Here is a 15,668-nt window from a genome sequence, read left to right as displayed (position 1 = left end):
ACATTCAGGGTTAACGAATTGCGACCCGACCAAATTGTGGCAGATACGCAGTGGGCGGTGAAAACGGCCTGAAACGGCTGTTTCCGGTGTTTGGTTGCACGGAAAACGCCCGAAAATTGTGGCGTACACCCGTTCTTAATGCGGCCTAATCGTGGCGAAGGCCCACCAGCATGGCTCGTGTTGCAGCCGCGACACAATTTTGGGTGCAGCGGCCAGCTTTCGATAAATTCGGCAAGTTCAAATTTTAGTGAAAACTCAATCGAGCAGTTGGAGGCTTGGCAAAATGAGCGCCGGAGCGAACTCCTTATATTCGTCGGGCTGGTTGGAACGGTTGATCCAGACCCCGCGCATGCCGAACCGCACCGCGCCCGCCACGTCCCAGCGGTTCGAAGACTGGAACGAGATGGCCGACGGATAAAGCCGCCAGTGGAGGGTGATGAGTTCATAGACTGCCGGCGCGGTCTTGTACTTCCTGACTTCATCGACCGAAATCACGTCGTCGAGCAGAACATCGAGCGCAGCCGAACGGACAGCGGATTCCAGCATTGCGGGCGATCCGTTGGAGAGAATGGCGAGCCTTGCGCCCTTCTCTTTCAGGCCTTTGAGGGCCGCGGGCACTTCCGGATAGCAATCAAGCTTCCAATAGGCATCGAGCAGGTCATTGCGTAGCCCGGGATCGACGGAAGGGTAGCGCGCAAATGCGAAATCAAGCGAATCCTCGGTGAGTTTCCAGAAATCGCTATAGGCGCCCATCAGGCTCAGCACCCAGGAATATTCGAGCTGCTTTGCGCGCCACAGTTCGGAAAATGCCCGTCCGTCCGGCCCGGCCTTCTCCGCATGCCGCCGCACCGCCGAATGGACATCGAACAATGTGCCATAAGCGTCGAAGACATAAGAACTGTGGGACACCATTTCCTCCTGTGAGGGTCCGCCCGCATCGCGAAGCGTTAGAGCGCGTTTCGATCTGATTGGATCAGACTGGCGCTCTAATCAATTGTTTTTGACCCGCATCTTATCCGAAAACCGTTTCACACTTTTCGGGATGCGCTCTAAATCGAGAATTACGCCATCCTACTGTGATTTCAATAATAATTCATTGTCTTGAAGCTGAATTGCTCAATCACGCCATTGCCGCCCGCACCGATGCGGCCTATGTAGATTCCGCACACAAGTTTTGAGGCAGCATCTGTTCGGCCCGCCGCTGGCTGCCCATGTAAGCCGAATGACAAGAGGAGAGTTTCCAATGGCTTTCGAACTGCCCGCCCTGCCGTATGACTACGACGCCCTTGCGCCTTTCATGTCGCGCGAGACGCTTGAACTTCACCACGACAAGCACCATCAGGCCTATGTCACAAACGGCAACAAGCTGCTCGAAGGCTCCGGCCTCGAAGGCAAGAGCCTGGAAGAGATCGTCAAGGAAAGCTACGGGACGAACCAGGGCCTCTTCAACAATGCCGGCCAGCACTACAACCACATCCAGTTCTGGAAATGGATGAAGAAGGGCGGCGGCGGCAAGAAGCTGCCGGGCAAGCTTGAAAAGGCAATCGAGTCCGATCTTGGCGGCTACGACAAGTTCCGTGAAGATTTCATCGCCGCCGGTGTCGGCCAGTTCGGTTCGGGCTGGGCCTGGCTGTCGGTCAAGAACGGCAAGCTCGAAATCTCCAAGACCCCGAACGGCGAAAACCCGCTCGTTCACGGCGCAACGCCGATCCTCGGCGTCGACGTGTGGGAACACTCCTACTATGTCGATTATCGCAACCTGCGTCCAAAATACCTCGAAGCCTTCGTCGACAATCTCATCAACTGGGAATTCGTCGAAGAGCTGTATGAAAAGGCCTGATGCCTTTCCTGTGAGAATAAGAAAAACCCCGGTTTTGCCGGGGTTTTTTGTTGCCTTCAGTCCTTGATCACCTGCACGCCCACATGCCGTGCGCGTCCCGCACCCCATCCGGCGATGGCGGCACCCAGTCCCAGCAGGGCGAAGAACGCCCCGCAAGCAGCAAAGCTGCCAGTCGCGCTGTGGATCATGCCGACGATCAGCGGACCGATCGCGGCCAGCGTATAGCCGACGCATTGCGCCATGCCGGACAGATGTGCCGCCGTGTGCGAATCCGGGGCGCGCAGCACGATCACCATCATCGCGGCTGCGATGAGACCGCCCTGCCCGATGCCCTGAATGACCGCCAGCACCCAGTATGTCCATTGCGGCAGGTAGAGAAATCCGATCAGCGGCAAGGCTGCGCAAGCGCAGAGAGCGACATTGAGCCAGCTCTGGTTCTTCTGACGCGTGGCGATGGAAGGCACGGCGAGACAGGTCACCACCTGCACCATGATCGAAAAGGAAACGAGGCCGCCTGCCGCCTTGGGGCTCAGGCCCTGCTCGCGCAGGATCGGCGCCAGCCATCCGAAAACGATATAGGCGGTGGAGGATTGCAACCCCATGAACAGCGTCACCTGCCAAGCCAGCCTGTCCTTCCAGAGCCCGATCACGCGGAAGCCCGAATGGGCCACATTGTGCCTGGCGCGCAAGGCCTGCGGCAGCCACAGAAGCAGCACAAGTGCCGCCGGAACGGCCCAGAATGCCAAAGCGAGGTTCCACGAGCCGCCGAGCAACCCCTTGATGGGAATGGTGAAACCGGCTGCGGATGCAGCGCCGCCGCACAATGCCATCGTATAAAGGCCGGTCATGATGGCGGCTGTCTTCGGAAAGTCGCGCTTGACGACGCCCGGCAGCAGAACATTGCCTGTGGCAATGGCGGCACCAGCGAGCGCGGCGCCGATATAGAGCCAATAGAAGGGACCGAAGCCGCGAATGGCGGTGCCGATTGTGAGCACGGCCAGCACGACAAGCAGGACACGCTCCGCACCGAAGCGCTGCGCCATCCGCGGCGCAAACGGCGCGAAGACACCGAGACAGATGACCGGCAGCGTGGTCAATATGCCGGCTGCGACCGACGACATGCCCGTCGCCTCAATGATTTCTGGCAAGAGCACGGAAACGCTGGAGAATACCGGCCGCAGATTGGCGGCGATGAGCACGAGGCTCAAGCCCAGCAAGATGCGCATCGCCTTGCTGGGCGGCTGCTGGACGGGCGGCGGCGGGACGCTGTCCGCCTCCGCATCGACCAGCGCATCCGGCTGCATTGCCTCGTTTTCTGCCGTGTCCGACAGGGCTGTATTTGTGTGGCTCATGATGCGAGCAACCTTTCAAGTTCTTCAATCAGGGGCGCCATGAAACGGCGAACGGTTGCTCCGGCCTTGTCGGGATCGCCCGAAGCGATGGCCTCGACGATCTGGCGGTGCGCTTCATCGCTCGGCTCGGGCAGTTCGCCATTGAGCGTGGCTTCTATGGATTCGCGAATGGAGGCGGAGAAAAAGGCATAGACCTCGATGAGGGCGTTATTGCCCGAGGCCGCGACGATGGCTTCATGGAAGGCAAAGTCTCGCGCCACGAAAGTTTCGCAGTCGAGTTCGTCGCGACTGCCCCGCTGCGCCAGCATTTTTTCAAGATGCGCAAGCCCCTTCCGCGTGATGCGCAAGGCGGCAAGACGGGCCGCTTCGGTTTCCAGAACTGCCCGGGTCTCAAAACGGTCGCGCAGGCTGGTGTGGCGAATGCGGTCCAGGCTGCGAGCCGTGTCCGCCGTCGAGCGGACATAAGTTCCTGAGCCCTGCCGGGTTTCCAGCATGCCCTGCGCGACCAGCGCCCGCACGGCCTCGCGCACCGTGCCGCGGCTGACGTCGAGCGTTGCGGAAAGTGCCGCTTCATTGGGCAGCTGGTCGCCGACCGACCAGCGTCCCGACATGATTTCCGCACGCAATGCCTGCGTGGCCGAATCCGTCAGGGTCTTGCGGGATATTGCCTTCATAGCTCCACCAAAGTCATCTGATGACTTGATGAATTAGACCTGCGGAAGGAAGCTGTCAACCGTCATGCAGAAAGCCGATTGCGGACTGGAAACCGCTGCCGCATTCCGTTAACAATTTTCGCGCACAGTGCCCATAATTCAGCTGCCCGAAATTTCGGGCCAGACTCCAGGTGCCAGTATGATCACACTCTACAGCCTTTCCGGTGACCACCTCGAACAAGTGGAGGTCGAGCCGGGCACCCCCTTGCCCGAGAATGTGATCTGGATCGACCTGTTCGCTCCCGGCGTCAACGAGGACAGCATTGTCGAAGCATGGACGGGCATTTCGATCCCGACGCGCGAGGACATGACGGAAATCGAGGAATCGAGCCGCTTCTACATGGAAACCGGCGCGCAATATCTGACCGTTCCGATCCTGCACGCGGTCGATCTCGATCATCGGGAGCTGGCGCCCGTCACCTTCATCCTACACGGCTCACGACTGATAACCGTGCGCTATGCCAATCCAAAATCCTTCACCACCTATATTCTGCGCTCGACCAAACCGGGCAACGGCCTCATTTCAGCCAAATGCTCGGGCCTTTCGATCATGCTCGGGATCACCGAAGCCACGACGAACCGGCTGGCCGATATTCTGGAAGGCGTGGCAGGCAAGATCGATGCGGCTTCGCATTCCATCTACCGCCGCCAGCCCAAGGCGCGCCCGATGACGACGCAGGACTTCCGGCATATACTGACCCAGATCGGCGGACAGGGAACCTTTCTCTCGCGGATGCGGGAAAGCCTTGCAGGCATCAGCCGCATGCTGGTCTATCTGTCGGCCACCAGCAATCCGGCTTCGGGCAAGAAGGAAACGCGCAGCTGGATCAAGTCGCTGGAGCGCGACACCCAATCGCTGACCGCCTATGTGGATTTCCTATCCAACAAGGTTACCTTCCTGCTCGATACGATCGTCGGCCTCATCTCGGTCGAGCAAAACGCCATCATCAAGATTTTCTCGGTGGCGGCAGTTGGCTTCATGCCGCCGACGCTGGTTGCTTCCATCTACGGCATGAACTTTTCCTTCATGCCGGAACTGCATTCGCCTTGGGGCTACCCGATGGCGCTTATCCTGATGGTCGCCTCTGCCCTGCTACCGCTCTATTATTTCCGCCGCAAAGGCTGGCTGTAGCTTGTAGTGACAAGAGGCGCACGCCATGTTATATCAAGCGTTATAACATAGGAGAACCGCCATGAATGTGACCCTGCGCAAGATCGGCAATTCCGATGGTGTGATCCTGCCTAAGGAAGTGCTGGAGCGGCTCAACCTCCAGACCGGAGACAAGCTCCAGGTGATCGAAACACCGAACGGCCTGACGCTGGAGCCTGTTGACGATACTTTCGAGCGGCAGATGGAAGCTGCCCGTAAAGTGATGGACAAGTACAAGGTCGCCTTGCAAAAGCTCGCCGAATGAACTGGCGTTTTCTTTCGCGACGCGTCGTTGAGGCAATCCACATCGAACAACTGCAACGCCACGGCGGCGCTCAAGGGCTTCGTGATGAGAATGCTCTTGAGTCTGCCCTGGCTCGCGCGCAGAACAAACAGGTTTATGGCCAACCTGATCATGCGGAAATCGCAGCAGCCTATGTTTTCGGAATAGGCCGCAACCATGCTTTCGTAGATGGCAACAAGCGCACCGCTATCGTTACCGCTGTTACGTTTCTGCTCGTCAATGGCTATGCACTGACCGCAGACGACGGATTGCTTTACAGTTTCACGATGGGCATTGCTTCCGGCGAGATTGATGAAGCTGGCGCGACCGCTTTTTTCCGTGACCATACAGTCGCGATAGAAGAAGTCTAAACTGTCGTCAGCGACAGGATTTCCCATTCGACATTGTTGATTTTCACGACATCACCGACCGGCTTGCCGAACAGCAGGATGGCGACAGGCGCGACATGGGAGATCTTGCCGTTTGACGGGTCGGCCTCGTCCTCGCCCACGATGGTCCAGCGACGGACCTTGCCATCATCCAGATTTTCCAGTTCCACGGTCATGCCGAAACGCACGACATCGCTATCGGCAGCGGGAACCGAAAGCTCGGCGTTTTCTCGCCGCGCCGTCCAGTAGCGCAGATCACGCGAAATGCGCGCAACCGCTGAACGCTCGCCGGCGACATTGGCATCCGCCAGCTCGCGTTGCAGCCGGGCGATTTCATCCTCGATCATCTTCAGCCCCGTCGGCGTGACGAGGTTGCGATACGGGCTTACAGGGCGCTCGCCAAGGTCGGTCGGCGCATCATCCTGTTCTTTGGTGAAAGCTCTGCTCATCATTTCAATGTAAGCAAGCGCACCCCGTCCGGCAAGCCTCCCCCATTACCCGCCCGCTTCTGCGACGCGTAAACGCATGATTTGCATGGCGGGTTTTTATTGATTGATGAGTCAATCAAAGATAGACTGCACTGGAATTAGCCTGAGAACGGACCAGAATTATGCCCAAGATCGGGATGGAGCCCTTGCGGCGGCGCGAGCTGATCGATGCCGCCATCCGCACAATCGGCCAGCGCGGTTCGCTGGATGTGACCGTCGCGCAGATCGCGCATGAGGCGGGGGTTTCGCCCGCGCTTGCGCATCATTATTTCGGCGGCAAGGACAAGCTCATTCTGGCCACGATGCGGCATCTGCTGCGCGAACTGGGGCAGGATCTCAACGCGGCCATCGGACAGGCGGAGACGCCGCAGGCGCGTATCGCCGCCATCATCGCAGTCAATTTTTCCGCCTCGCAGTTCACGCAGGAAACGATTGCAGCCTGGCTGACCTTCTATGTGCATGCGCAGCAGTCGGAAGATACGCGGCGACTCTTGCGCATCTATGCGCGCCGCCTTCATTCGAATCTGGTTTTCGCGCTGGAGCAGCTCACGAGCCGCGAACAGGCGCACCGCATCGCCGAGGGCGCGGGAGCGATGATCGACGGCCTCTATATCCGCCATGCGCTCGGCGCCGATGCGCCGGATGCAGCCAGGGCCACGGCACTTGTGGAAGATTACATCGCGGTTCAGCTTTCAAGCCCACTTCTGGAAGGGCCTTCGGGGGGGAAATGAGTATGGAAGCGGATTTCGTCATCATCGGCTCCGGCTCCGCCGGATCGGCCATGGCCTATCGCCTGTCGGAAGACGGCCGCTATTCGGTGATCGTCATCGAATATGGCGTACCGGATGTCGGGCCGCTGATCCAGATGCCGGCGGCGCTGTCCTTCCCCATGAACATGGAGACCTATGACTGGGGCTTTTCCACCGAGCCGGAGCCGCATATTGGCGGGCGCAGCCTCGTGACGCCGCGCGGCAAGGTGCTGGGCGGTTCGTCCTCGATCAACGGCATGGTCTATGTGCGCGGCCACGCCCGCGACTACGACCACTGGTCGGAAAGCGGTGCGCGCGGCTGGGCCTATGCCGATGTGCTACCCTATTTCAAGCGCATGGAAAATTCGAGCGGCGGTCAGGAAGGCTGGCGCGGCACCAGCGGCCCGCTCTATATCCAGCGCGGCAAGCGCGACAATCCGCTGTTTCATGCCTTTGTCGAGGCCGGTCATCAGGCGGGTTTCGAAGTGACGGAAGATTATAATGGCGAGAAGCAGGAAGGTTTCGGCCCGATGGAGCAGACGATCCATAATGGTCGTCGCTGGTCCGCCGCCAATGCCTATCTGAAGCCCGCGCTCAAGCGCCCGAATGTCAGGCTGGTCAAGGGGTTGGCGCGCAAGATCGTGCTTGAGGGCAAGCGTGCGGTTGGCGTCGAGATCGAGGCAGGCCGCACCTTTTCGACCATCCGTGCGCGGCGCGAGGTCATCATTGCCGCCTCGTCGATCAATTCGCCAAAGCTTTTGATGCTTTCCGGCATCGGGCCTGCCGCGCATCTGAAAGACCATGGCATCGAAGTGGTTGCCGACCGTCCCGGCGTCGGCCAGAACCTGCAGGACCATCTGGAAGTCTATATCCAGCAGGAATGCACGCAGCCGATCACGCTCTATTCCAAGCTGAACCTGTTTTCGAAAGCCAGGATCGGCGCGGAATGGCTGTTCTTCAAGACGGGCGACGGCGCGACCAATCATTTCGAATCCGCAGCTTTCGTGCGCTCGAAGGCCGGCGTGGAATATCCCGATATCCAATATCATTTCCTGCCGGTCGCCATCCGCTATGACGGCAAGGCGGCAGCGCAGTCGCACGGTTTTCAGGCCCATGTCGGGCCGATGCGATCAAAATCACGCGGCAGCGTGACGCTTCGTTCGGCCAATCCGCGCGAAAAGCCGGTCATCAAGTTCAACTACATGTCGCATGAGGACGACTGGGCCGATTTCCGCCATTGCGTGCGGCTGACGCGGGAAATCTTCGGACAGGCGGCGTTCGATCCTTATCGCGGCGCGGAAATCCAGCCGGGCGCGCAGGTCCAGAGCGACGATGAAATCGACAAATTCATCCGCGAGCATGTCGAAAGCGCCTTCCATCCGTGCGGCACCTGCAAAATGGGTGCGGTTGACGATCCGATGGCCGTAGTCGATGCTGAATGCAAGGTGATCGGTGTCGAAGGCTTGCGCGTTGCGGATTCATCCATCTTCCCGCGCATCACCAATGGTAATCTCAACGGCCCGTCGATCATGGTCGGCGAAAAGGCATCCGATCATATTCTTGGCCGCACGCCGCTGGCGCGCTCCAATCAGGAACCATGGATCAACCCGAGGTGGCAGGTTGCGGACCGCTGACGCGGTCCAACGAGTGGGGCAGTAAGGCAGTAGGGGAATATGTCAGCTCGTGTTCCCGCGCTTAACAACATACTGCCCTACTGCCTTACTGCCCTACCCCCTATTCCCTTAAACAAGGAACCAGAAATGAAAGCACAACCCAAAGCCTCGCACTTCATCGGCGGCGCATTCGTGGAAGACAAGGCAGGAAAGCCTTTGCCGGTCATCTATCCGGCGACGGGTGAAGAGATCGCCAAGCTTTATTCCGCCACGCCCGGCGTGATCGAGGCAGCTTATGCGGCGGCGCTGAAAGCGCAAGGCGAATGGGCCGCGCTGAAGCCCGTCGAGCGCGGACGCATCCTGCGCCGCACGGCGGAAATCCTGCGCGAGAAGAACAAGAAACTGTCGAAGCTCGAAACGCTCGACACTGGGAAGGCGCTTCAGGAAACGCTGGTGGCGGATGCTGCTTCAGCCGCCGATGCGCTGGAGTTTTTCGGCGGCATCATTTCCGGTTTCAACGGCGAGTTCGTGGAACTGGGCGGCTCGTTTGCCTATACGCGCCGCGAAGCGCTCGGCATCTGCGTCGGCATCGGCGCGTGGAACTATCCCATCCAGATCGCCGCGTGGAAATCCGCGCCTGCGCTTGCCATGGGCAATGCCTTCATCTTCAAGCCGTCAGAAAACACGCCGCTTTCGGCTCTGGCGCTGGCCGAAGCCTACAAGGAAGCCGGATTGCCCGACGGGCTGTTCAATGTCGTGCAGGGCTTCGGCGATGTGGGTGCCGCACTCGTCAACCATCGCCTGACGGCCAAGGTTTCACTGACCGGCTCCGTGCCGACCGGCAAGCGCATCATGGCGCAAGCGGGCGAACATCTGAAAAACGTCACGATGGAACTTGGCGGCAAGTCCCCGATCATCGTGTTTGACGATGCCGACCTTGAAAGCGCCATTGGCGGCGTGATGCTCGGCAATTTCTATTCGACGGGTCAGGTCTGCTCGAACGGCACCCGCGTCTTCGTCCACAAGAACGTGCGCGAACGCTTTATCGAACGGCTGGTCGAACGTACACGCAAAATCCGCATTGGCGACCCGCTGGACGAAGCGACCCAGATGGGGCCGCTCGTCAATGCAGCCCAGCGCGAGAAGGTTCTCTCCTATATCGAAAAGGGCAAGGCGGAAGGCGCAACCCTTGCGTATGGCGGCGGCATACCGAAGCTGCAAGGTTTCGATAAGGGCTATTTCATCGAGCCGACCATCTTCACGGATGTGACAGACGACATGACCATCGCCCGCGAGGAAATCTTCGGGCCGGTGATGAGCGTGCTGGAATTTGTCCATGAGGATGAGGTGATTGCCCGCGCCAATGATAGCGAATTCGGTCTGGCGGCGGGCGTGTTTACCGCAGACATTGCACGGGGCCATCGCGTCATCGGCCAGATCAAGGCCGGGACATGCTGGATCAACGCCTATAACCTGACGCCGGTGGAAGTGCCCTTCGGCGGCTACAAGCAGTCCGGCATCGGACGCGAGAACGGCATCGCCGCTCTGGCGCATTACAGCCAGATCAAGACCGTCTATGTGGAGATGGGCAAGGTCGACAGCCCTTATTGATCGCTGAACCGGGTCCGTGGAACCGAAACCGGTCCCGCGGACTTGGGAGCGCAGTCATAACGGTAGAGCTGTGGCGATGGCACCGCGCGCGGATAGACGATGGCGCGCCGTGACGGCTGGCCCACCGGGTTTGCCAAGGGCATGGCCCAGCCGGGCCGTGCAGCTGCATCTGGAGCGCCCGTTCCCTGCATCGGCACGCGCCGGCATTCCAGCCCGAAATCGCTCTGCAGCCCTGTTGCGGAGGCAACGTGAGTGCAGCCGAACAGGGCGAGCAAAAAAGTAAAAACCAGCCTCATATTGCGATAACTTTCAAACACAATAAATAGTTTCAAACCTTCTCATATTCAATGAATGCTCTATAGAAATAGCCTGCGGAAAGAGCCGAACATATTTGGCGAGATTACCTGTTAATAGCTATTAGTGAAACGATTTCTGACCTTGCAGGACGGCACCATAACTGACCTTATAGAAAAAACTACAATTATATTAGGTTGCAATTATATATTACAAAATAATGAAACTGTAATCATGGAAAGTTATATAGACAATCCTATTTACCGGAAATAAGAATACAACTCCTATTTATTGGCTGGCAACAAATGAGCATATGCCAATGGATATATATTATTTATTTCTAATGAATGATTATTCCCCACATCAATGTTCATGATCTTTGGCTTGACGATTTGCAATGAGCAACGAGACAACAATTTCAACAGACATGATAGAGGACCGGCTGCGCAATGAATTCTGGCGCGCCATCCTGTAGCCCATGTATGAAATCACGGGCGACAGCGACGATTACCAGTTTTCAGGATCAATCGTTGCGCGTTCCATAGGCTCCATTCAGATTGGAGCAACCTCCTTCAATTCACAGCGCTACACGCGTGCGCGAAAGCTCATCGCCAAGAGCGGGCTGAATCACTATGTCCTGCAACTCATCACCGGCGGCGATCTGCACGGCGATTTCAATGGTGTCGATGTCGAAGCGAAACAGGGCGATATCGTCGTTATCGATTTGAGCCAGACGGAGGAAAGCCACGCATCCAACTTCCCGCATCACCGTGCTGATTCCGCGTAAGGAGCTGGAGAGGATCGTCGGCTGGCGCAATCTGCACGGCCTCGTTATGCCTGCAACTGCCCCCATGACACGGGTGCTCTTCAGCTACCTCCAGAATCTACAGTCATTGAGCGGCACACTGGACAGGGTGGAAGCACAATCAGCGCTGGATGCGATGTTCATACTTCTCGGCGCAAGCATCAACGGCACCGAGGGCGGCGTCATTGAAAGCCTTCCAGCCAACCTCCCAGTGCGCAAGCGCATCCTCGCCTATATCGACGAGAACCTTTCCGATCCAGTGCTGGGGCCATGCCTTATCACCAAGAACCTGCGCATTTCCCGCTCGAGCCTCTACCGGACATTCGAGATGGAAGGCGGAATTGCAAAGATCATCCGCGACAAGAGGCTGGACCGTGCCTATCGCATTCTTGTCGATGAACGCGGGCGGCACGTATCGCTGAAGGAAATTGCCTATCGTTTCGGCTTTCATGATGGCACGAAATTCACCAAGGCATTCAAGGCCCGTTTCGGCATGTTGCCGAGGGACGCTCGCGATTGCGAGGCGGATCTGCTGACGCCGGTATTGGACAAGTTCGACTACACGATTCACCTTTCGGAAGAAGTCGCCAAACTGGGCATCATCAAGCCATGAGCCGACATCAGCCCGATGCAAGGCGCTTCAGAAAGTCGTCGCACCAGCGGTTGACGTCGTGGGTGTTGAGAAAGCCCATCATGCTTTCAAACCGCTCCTTGCGCTCCTCCAGAGGCATAGCCAGCGCGCGGGCCATGGCATAGGCCATCGCTTCCGTGTCATAGGGATTGACCAGAAGCGCGCCGTCCAGTTCCTGCGCGGCGCCGGCAAAGCGGGAGAGCACCAGCACGCCGGGATTTTCGGGGTTCTGGGCGGCAACATATTCCTTGGCGACGAGGTTCATGCCGTCACGCAACGGCGTGACCAGACCGACGGCGGCGAGCCGATAGAGTCCGGCCAGCACGTCGCGATTGAGGGACCGGTTGATGTAGCGTATCGGCGTCCAGTCCACCGTGGCGTTCGCTCCGTTCACCCGCCCGGCCAGTTCGGCCACCGCGCGCTGCATGTCCTTGTATTCCGGCACCTCGGAACGGGATTTCGGCGTGACCTGCAGAAAGGTAACCTTGCCGCGATTGCCGGGATCGACATTGAGAAACTGCTCGAAAGCCTCCATGCGATTGGTGATGCCCTTCGAGTAGTCGAGCCTGTCGACACCGATGATGAGGCTGCGGTCCAGCATGCTTTCGCGCATGCGCCGCACTGTCGAATGGCCGTCCGCCTTGTTGGCTATCTCTGCAAATGCGGCCGTCTCGATACCGATGCCGAAGCGCTCGGCGCGGAACCGGTGGCCGAAGGCCTCAAACAGCCCGTCATCGCTGAGCGGCTTGCCGATTTTTTCACGCCGCAGGCAGCTGATGAAGTTGTCGACATCGTTTTCGGTCTGGAAGCCGACGACATCGTAGGAAGCAAGGCCGCGCATGATTGTTTCGTGCACGGGAAGCGTGAAAACTATATCAGCGGGCGGCCAGGGAATGTGCAGGAAGAAGCCGATGCGGTTGGTGACGCCCAGATTGCGCAGTTCCGCAGCCAGCGGAATGAGATGGTAATCGTGAATCCAGATGAGGTCATCCGGCTGGATCATCGGAAGGAGATGCTTTGCAAACAGGCGATTGACCCGGAAATATCCCGCCATGTCCTTGCGCGTGTAATCGATGAGATCAAGGCGATAGTGGCAGAGCGGCCAGAGCATGCGGTTGGCGAAGCCCGCATAATATTCGTCGATATCCTTCTTGTGGAGATCGAGCAGCGCATAGCGGATCGGCCCCTCGTCCCGGATCGTCAGTTCCTGCGGCTGACGCGCGGGAAGCGTCTTGCCGGACCAACCGAGCCATATGCCGCCGCGTTCGTTGAGCGCCGCCTGCAACGCGACCGCCAGACCGCCCGCTGGTGCCTTGCCCTGTTCATCAGGCAGGGGAACACGATTGGAGACCACGATCAGCCGACCCATACACCAAATCCTTTCATTGCTGTTGCTGTCCATTGTCCCGGATGCGGGAGAGCCAGAGGCGAAGCTCATCCGGGCTTGCAAAGCGCGCAGCTCCCGGACGGTCGATCGCTCGTCCGATCACCACGGCCGTTCCGCCCAGTTGTTCCGCCGCCTCGAGCATCGGCAAATCAGTCAGATCGTCGCCGAATGCGATCGGCACCCTGCCCGCAAACGGCTTTTCCCGCATGAAACGGCGCAAGGCGGCGCCCTTGTCGCTGAGCGCGGGGCGCAGCTCGAAAACCATCTTGCCCCCCTGCACGGTCCAGTCCGGCCCGGCGAGCTTCCACGCCTTGTCCACGAGGTCATGGGCAAGTTCGGCTTTCTCGGGCGCGGCGCGATAATGAAGCGCAACCGCACTTCCCTTGTCCTCGGCACGAAGGCCGCTGACGCGAAGCGCTGCCTGCCGCAGAAAATTCTTGGCGGTCTGGAATTGTTCGCCCGGCTCGATCAGTTCGACAAGCCCGGATGCGTGCCGGAATTCAGCGCCATGCAGCGCGGCTATCGGCCCGTGGTAATCGGGAAAGCGTTCCTCAATGAAGCTTATGGCCCTGCCCGTGACGAGCGCCATCGCACCGGACAAATGCCGGGAAATAACCGAGAGGGATTTTTGCAAGCCGGTCGAAACGACCACGCCGTCGGGATCGGCGGCGATATCGAGCAGCGTTCCATCGACGTCGAAAAAAAGCGCGTGGTTCTGAAAATCGACGACCGGCATGCCGATCAGATCGGTAGCCGTATCCTGTTCATTACTGGGCATAGGAGGCAAACATTCGCGGCGGCGAATGGTTCCCGATTAAATGCCGCGCCCGGCGGTTTCCGAGTAATTGACAAGGCGCCGGGATGCTGACGCGCCGCGCCTTGAAAAAATTCAATCACCATCCGGGCTTAATCAAAGTCCAACGAGTTCCGCTCAAGGACCTTGATATCAGGTGCGTCCATAGACGTCGTCGAAACGCACGATGTCGTCTTCGCCGAGGTATTCGCCGCTTTGCACCTCGATGAGCACGAGCGGCAGAATGCCCGGATTTTCCAGCCGATGACGGAAGCCACAGGGGATATAGGTCGACTGGTTCGTCGTAAGCAGAATTTCGCGATCGCCATTGGTCACCTTCGCGGTGCCGGAAACGACGATCCAGTGCTCGGAACGGTGATGATGTGCCTGAAGGCTCAAGCGTCGTCCCGGTTTCACTTCGATCCGCTTGATCTTGAAGCCGTCACCTTCCTCAAGCACCGTATAGGTGCCCCATGGACGATGGGCCGTGCGGTGAAGCTTGGCAGCTTCATGGCCATCGGCACGCAGCTTGTTGAAGACCTTGCGCACTTCCTGCGCCTTGTCGCGATGGGCGACCAACAGCGCGTCGGGCGTGTCGACCACAAGAAGGTCGTGGACGCCGACAAGGCTGACCAACCGTGTTTCAGACAGGACAAAACTGTTGGTCGTGTCTTCGATGACCGTTTCGCCGCGCAGGCGGTTGCCTTCGTCGTCGGGCGTGATCAGATCCGCCATCGCCGCCCAGGAACCAATATCGGACCAGCCGCAGGACACCGGAATGCAGGCAATGTTGTCGGCCTTTTCCATGATGGCATAATCGATGGAAATCGCTGGCGCCGCCGCAAAATCGTCCTTGGAGATTTCGACCGTCTTCGTCTCGCCGTTGACGCCGCGCCGGGCATGTTCGAGCGAAGCCTGAACGGCGGCGAAGATTTCCGGCGCGTGGCGCTGCATCGTTGCGAGCATGGTTCCGGCGGTGAAACAGAACATGCCGGAGTTCCAGAAATAGCGGCCGCTTTCGACATAGGCCTGTGCCGTCTCGGCGTCAGGTTTTTCGACAAAGCGCAGCACGTCGATGCCTTCGGCCTCGATGTAGCCGAAGCCGGTTTCCGGATGATCGGGCACGATGCCGAAGGTGACGATGCGGCCCGTTTCAGCAAGCGGGCGCGCCTTGGAAACGGCCTCGGCGAACGCGGCCTCATCCTCGATCAGATGATCGGCGGGCATGACGAGCAATGTGGCGTCAGGGCCGTAAGTGGCGGCGGCATGGAGTGCGGCGACGGCAACGGCAGGCGCCGTATCGCGTCCGAGCGGCTCCAGCAGAAATGCGTTATCGACCTTGGGCGCCTTCGCATCGGCATAGGCGTCAAGCGTCAGAAACAGGAAGTCGCGATTGGTGACGGTGAGGATATGGTCCACACCGCCCAGCCGCGCCGCGCGCTTGTAGGTCTTGCCTATTAGGGTGCTGCCGTCCGGCAGCTCGATGAATGGCTTCGGGTGCGCATCGCGCGAAAGCGGCCATAGCCTTGAACCGGAACCGCCGCTGATGATGACAGGAATAAAGCTCATT

At 58.9% G+C, this 15,668-nt stretch carries 17 protein-coding genes; 10 read left to right on the top strand and 7 right to left on the bottom strand.

All coding sequences use genetic code 11. The features are described from left to right. Positions 1 to 255: 255 nt before the first annotated feature. Complete coding sequence (locus OINT_RS03095) at positions 256 to 909, bottom strand: haloacid dehalogenase type II (RefSeq protein ID WP_039852888.1); 654 nt, start codon at positions 907 to 909, stop codon at positions 256 to 258. A 334-nt stretch (positions 910 to 1,243) separates the two neighbouring features. Between OINT_RS03095 and OINT_RS03090 the strand changes: the two genes are divergently transcribed. Further along, positions 1,244 to 1,840: a superoxide dismutase gene (locus tag OINT_RS03090; protein WP_039852405.1), complete on the top strand. Its 597-nt coding sequence runs from the start codon at positions 1,244 to 1,246 to the stop codon at positions 1,838 to 1,840. Positions 1,841 to 1,896: 56 nt separating this feature from the next. On the opposite strand, the gene OINT_RS03085 is transcribed toward OINT_RS03090, so the two are convergent. Both OINT_RS03085 and OINT_RS03080 read right to left on the bottom strand, forming a co-directional pair. Further along, positions 1,897 to 3,144, bottom strand: a complete 1,248-nt coding sequence (locus tag OINT_RS03085; RefSeq protein WP_412766472.1) for a CynX/NimT family MFS transporter — start codon at positions 3,142 to 3,144, stop codon at positions 1,897 to 1,899. 44 nt (positions 3,145 to 3,188) lie between these two features. Next, positions 3,189 to 3,866: a FadR/GntR family transcriptional regulator gene (locus OINT_RS03080; protein WP_006466312.1), complete on the bottom strand. Its 678-nt coding sequence runs from the start codon at positions 3,864 to 3,866 to the stop codon at positions 3,189 to 3,191. Between the two features lie 178 nt (positions 3,867 to 4,044). Between OINT_RS03080 and OINT_RS03075 the strand changes: the two genes are divergently transcribed. From OINT_RS03075 to OINT_RS03065, 3 genes are all read left to right on the top strand, one after another. After that, positions 4,045 to 5,037 (top strand): magnesium transporter CorA family protein, encoded by a 993-nt coding sequence (locus OINT_RS03075; RefSeq protein WP_006471134.1) that lies wholly within the window; start codon positions 4,045 to 4,047, stop codon positions 5,035 to 5,037. Between the two features lie 61 nt (positions 5,038 to 5,098). Beyond that, positions 5,099 to 5,320, top strand: coding sequence for an AbrB/MazE/SpoVT family DNA-binding domain-containing protein (locus OINT_RS03070; RefSeq protein WP_006466310.1), 222 nt, complete (start codon positions 5,099 to 5,101; stop codon positions 5,318 to 5,320). Beyond that, positions 5,317 to 5,709: a type II toxin-antitoxin system death-on-curing family toxin gene (locus OINT_RS03065; protein ID WP_006466309.1), complete on the top strand. Its 393-nt coding sequence runs from the start codon at positions 5,317 to 5,319 to the stop codon at positions 5,707 to 5,709. The genes OINT_RS03070 and OINT_RS03065 overlap by 4 nt, the downstream gene beginning before the upstream one ends. Here the strand turns inward: OINT_RS03065 and OINT_RS03060 are convergent. Next, positions 5,706 to 6,176, bottom strand: coding sequence for a GreA/GreB family elongation factor (locus tag OINT_RS03060; protein WP_039852402.1), 471 nt, complete (start codon positions 6,174 to 6,176; stop codon positions 5,706 to 5,708). The two genes, OINT_RS03065 and OINT_RS03060, sit on opposite strands and share 4 nt — an antisense overlap. Positions 6,177 to 6,337: 161 nt before the next feature. Between OINT_RS03060 and betI the strand changes: the two genes are divergently transcribed. From betI to OINT_RS24490, 6 genes are all read left to right on the top strand, one after another. After that, the gene (gene betI / locus OINT_RS03055; RefSeq protein ID WP_006466307.1) at positions 6,338 to 6,946 is read left to right on the top strand and encodes a transcriptional regulator BetI; all 609 of its coding nucleotides are present in this window, start codon (positions 6,338 to 6,340) and stop codon (positions 6,944 to 6,946) included. 2 nt (positions 6,947 to 6,948) lie between these two features. Beyond that, the gene (gene betA / locus OINT_RS03050; RefSeq protein WP_039852399.1) at positions 6,949 to 8,598 is read left to right on the top strand and encodes a choline dehydrogenase; all 1,650 of its coding nucleotides are present in this window, start codon (positions 6,949 to 6,951) and stop codon (positions 8,596 to 8,598) included. A 126-nt stretch (positions 8,599 to 8,724) separates the two neighbouring features. Further along, complete coding sequence (betB, locus tag OINT_RS03045; protein ID WP_039852396.1) at positions 8,725 to 10,188, top strand: betaine-aldehyde dehydrogenase; 1,464 nt, start codon at positions 8,725 to 8,727, stop codon at positions 10,186 to 10,188. A gap of 99 nt (positions 10,189 to 10,287) precedes the next feature. Continuing rightward, complete coding sequence (locus OINT_RS23760; RefSeq protein ID WP_162750377.1) at positions 10,288 to 10,440, top strand: hypothetical protein; 153 nt, start codon at positions 10,288 to 10,290, stop codon at positions 10,438 to 10,440. Positions 10,441 to 10,960: 520 nt separating this feature from the next. Next, positions 10,961 to 11,269: a cupin domain-containing protein gene (locus OINT_RS24495; RefSeq protein ID WP_235691654.1), complete on the top strand. Its 309-nt coding sequence runs from the start codon at positions 10,961 to 10,963 to the stop codon at positions 11,267 to 11,269. 64 nt (positions 11,270 to 11,333) lie between these two features. Further along, positions 11,334 to 11,900, top strand: a complete 567-nt coding sequence (locus tag OINT_RS24490) for a helix-turn-helix domain-containing protein (RefSeq protein WP_235691653.1) — start codon at positions 11,334 to 11,336, stop codon at positions 11,898 to 11,900. Positions 11,901 to 11,907: 7 nt separating this feature from the next. Here the strand turns inward: OINT_RS24490 and otsA are convergent, their stop codons facing one another. From otsA to OINT_RS03020, 3 genes are all read right to left on the bottom strand, one after another. After that, positions 11,908 to 13,287, bottom strand: coding sequence for an alpha,alpha-trehalose-phosphate synthase (UDP-forming) (gene otsA, locus OINT_RS03030; RefSeq protein ID WP_039852391.1), 1,380 nt, complete (start codon positions 13,285 to 13,287; stop codon positions 11,908 to 11,910). A gap of 13 nt (positions 13,288 to 13,300) precedes the next feature. After that, a complete protein-coding gene (otsB, locus tag OINT_RS03025; protein ID WP_039852388.1) occupies positions 13,301 to 14,083 on the bottom strand; it encodes a trehalose-phosphatase in 783 nt (260 codons plus the stop codon). A 168-nt stretch (positions 14,084 to 14,251) separates the two neighbouring features. Then, on the bottom strand, positions 14,252 to 15,667 hold the full coding sequence (locus OINT_RS03020) for a mannose-1-phosphate guanylyltransferase/mannose-6-phosphate isomerase (protein ID WP_006466302.1): 1,416 nt from the start codon (positions 15,665 to 15,667) through the stop codon (positions 14,252 to 14,254). Position 15,668 lies beyond the last annotated feature (1 nt).

The sequence above is a fragment of the Brucella intermedia LMG 3301 genome (assembly GCF_000182645.1).
GTDB classification, from domain to species: Bacteria; Pseudomonadota; Alphaproteobacteria; order Rhizobiales; family Rhizobiaceae; genus Brucella; species Brucella intermedia.
Note: the sequence above shows the minus strand (reverse complement) of the source record. Positions and strands in the feature narration are given on the sequence as shown.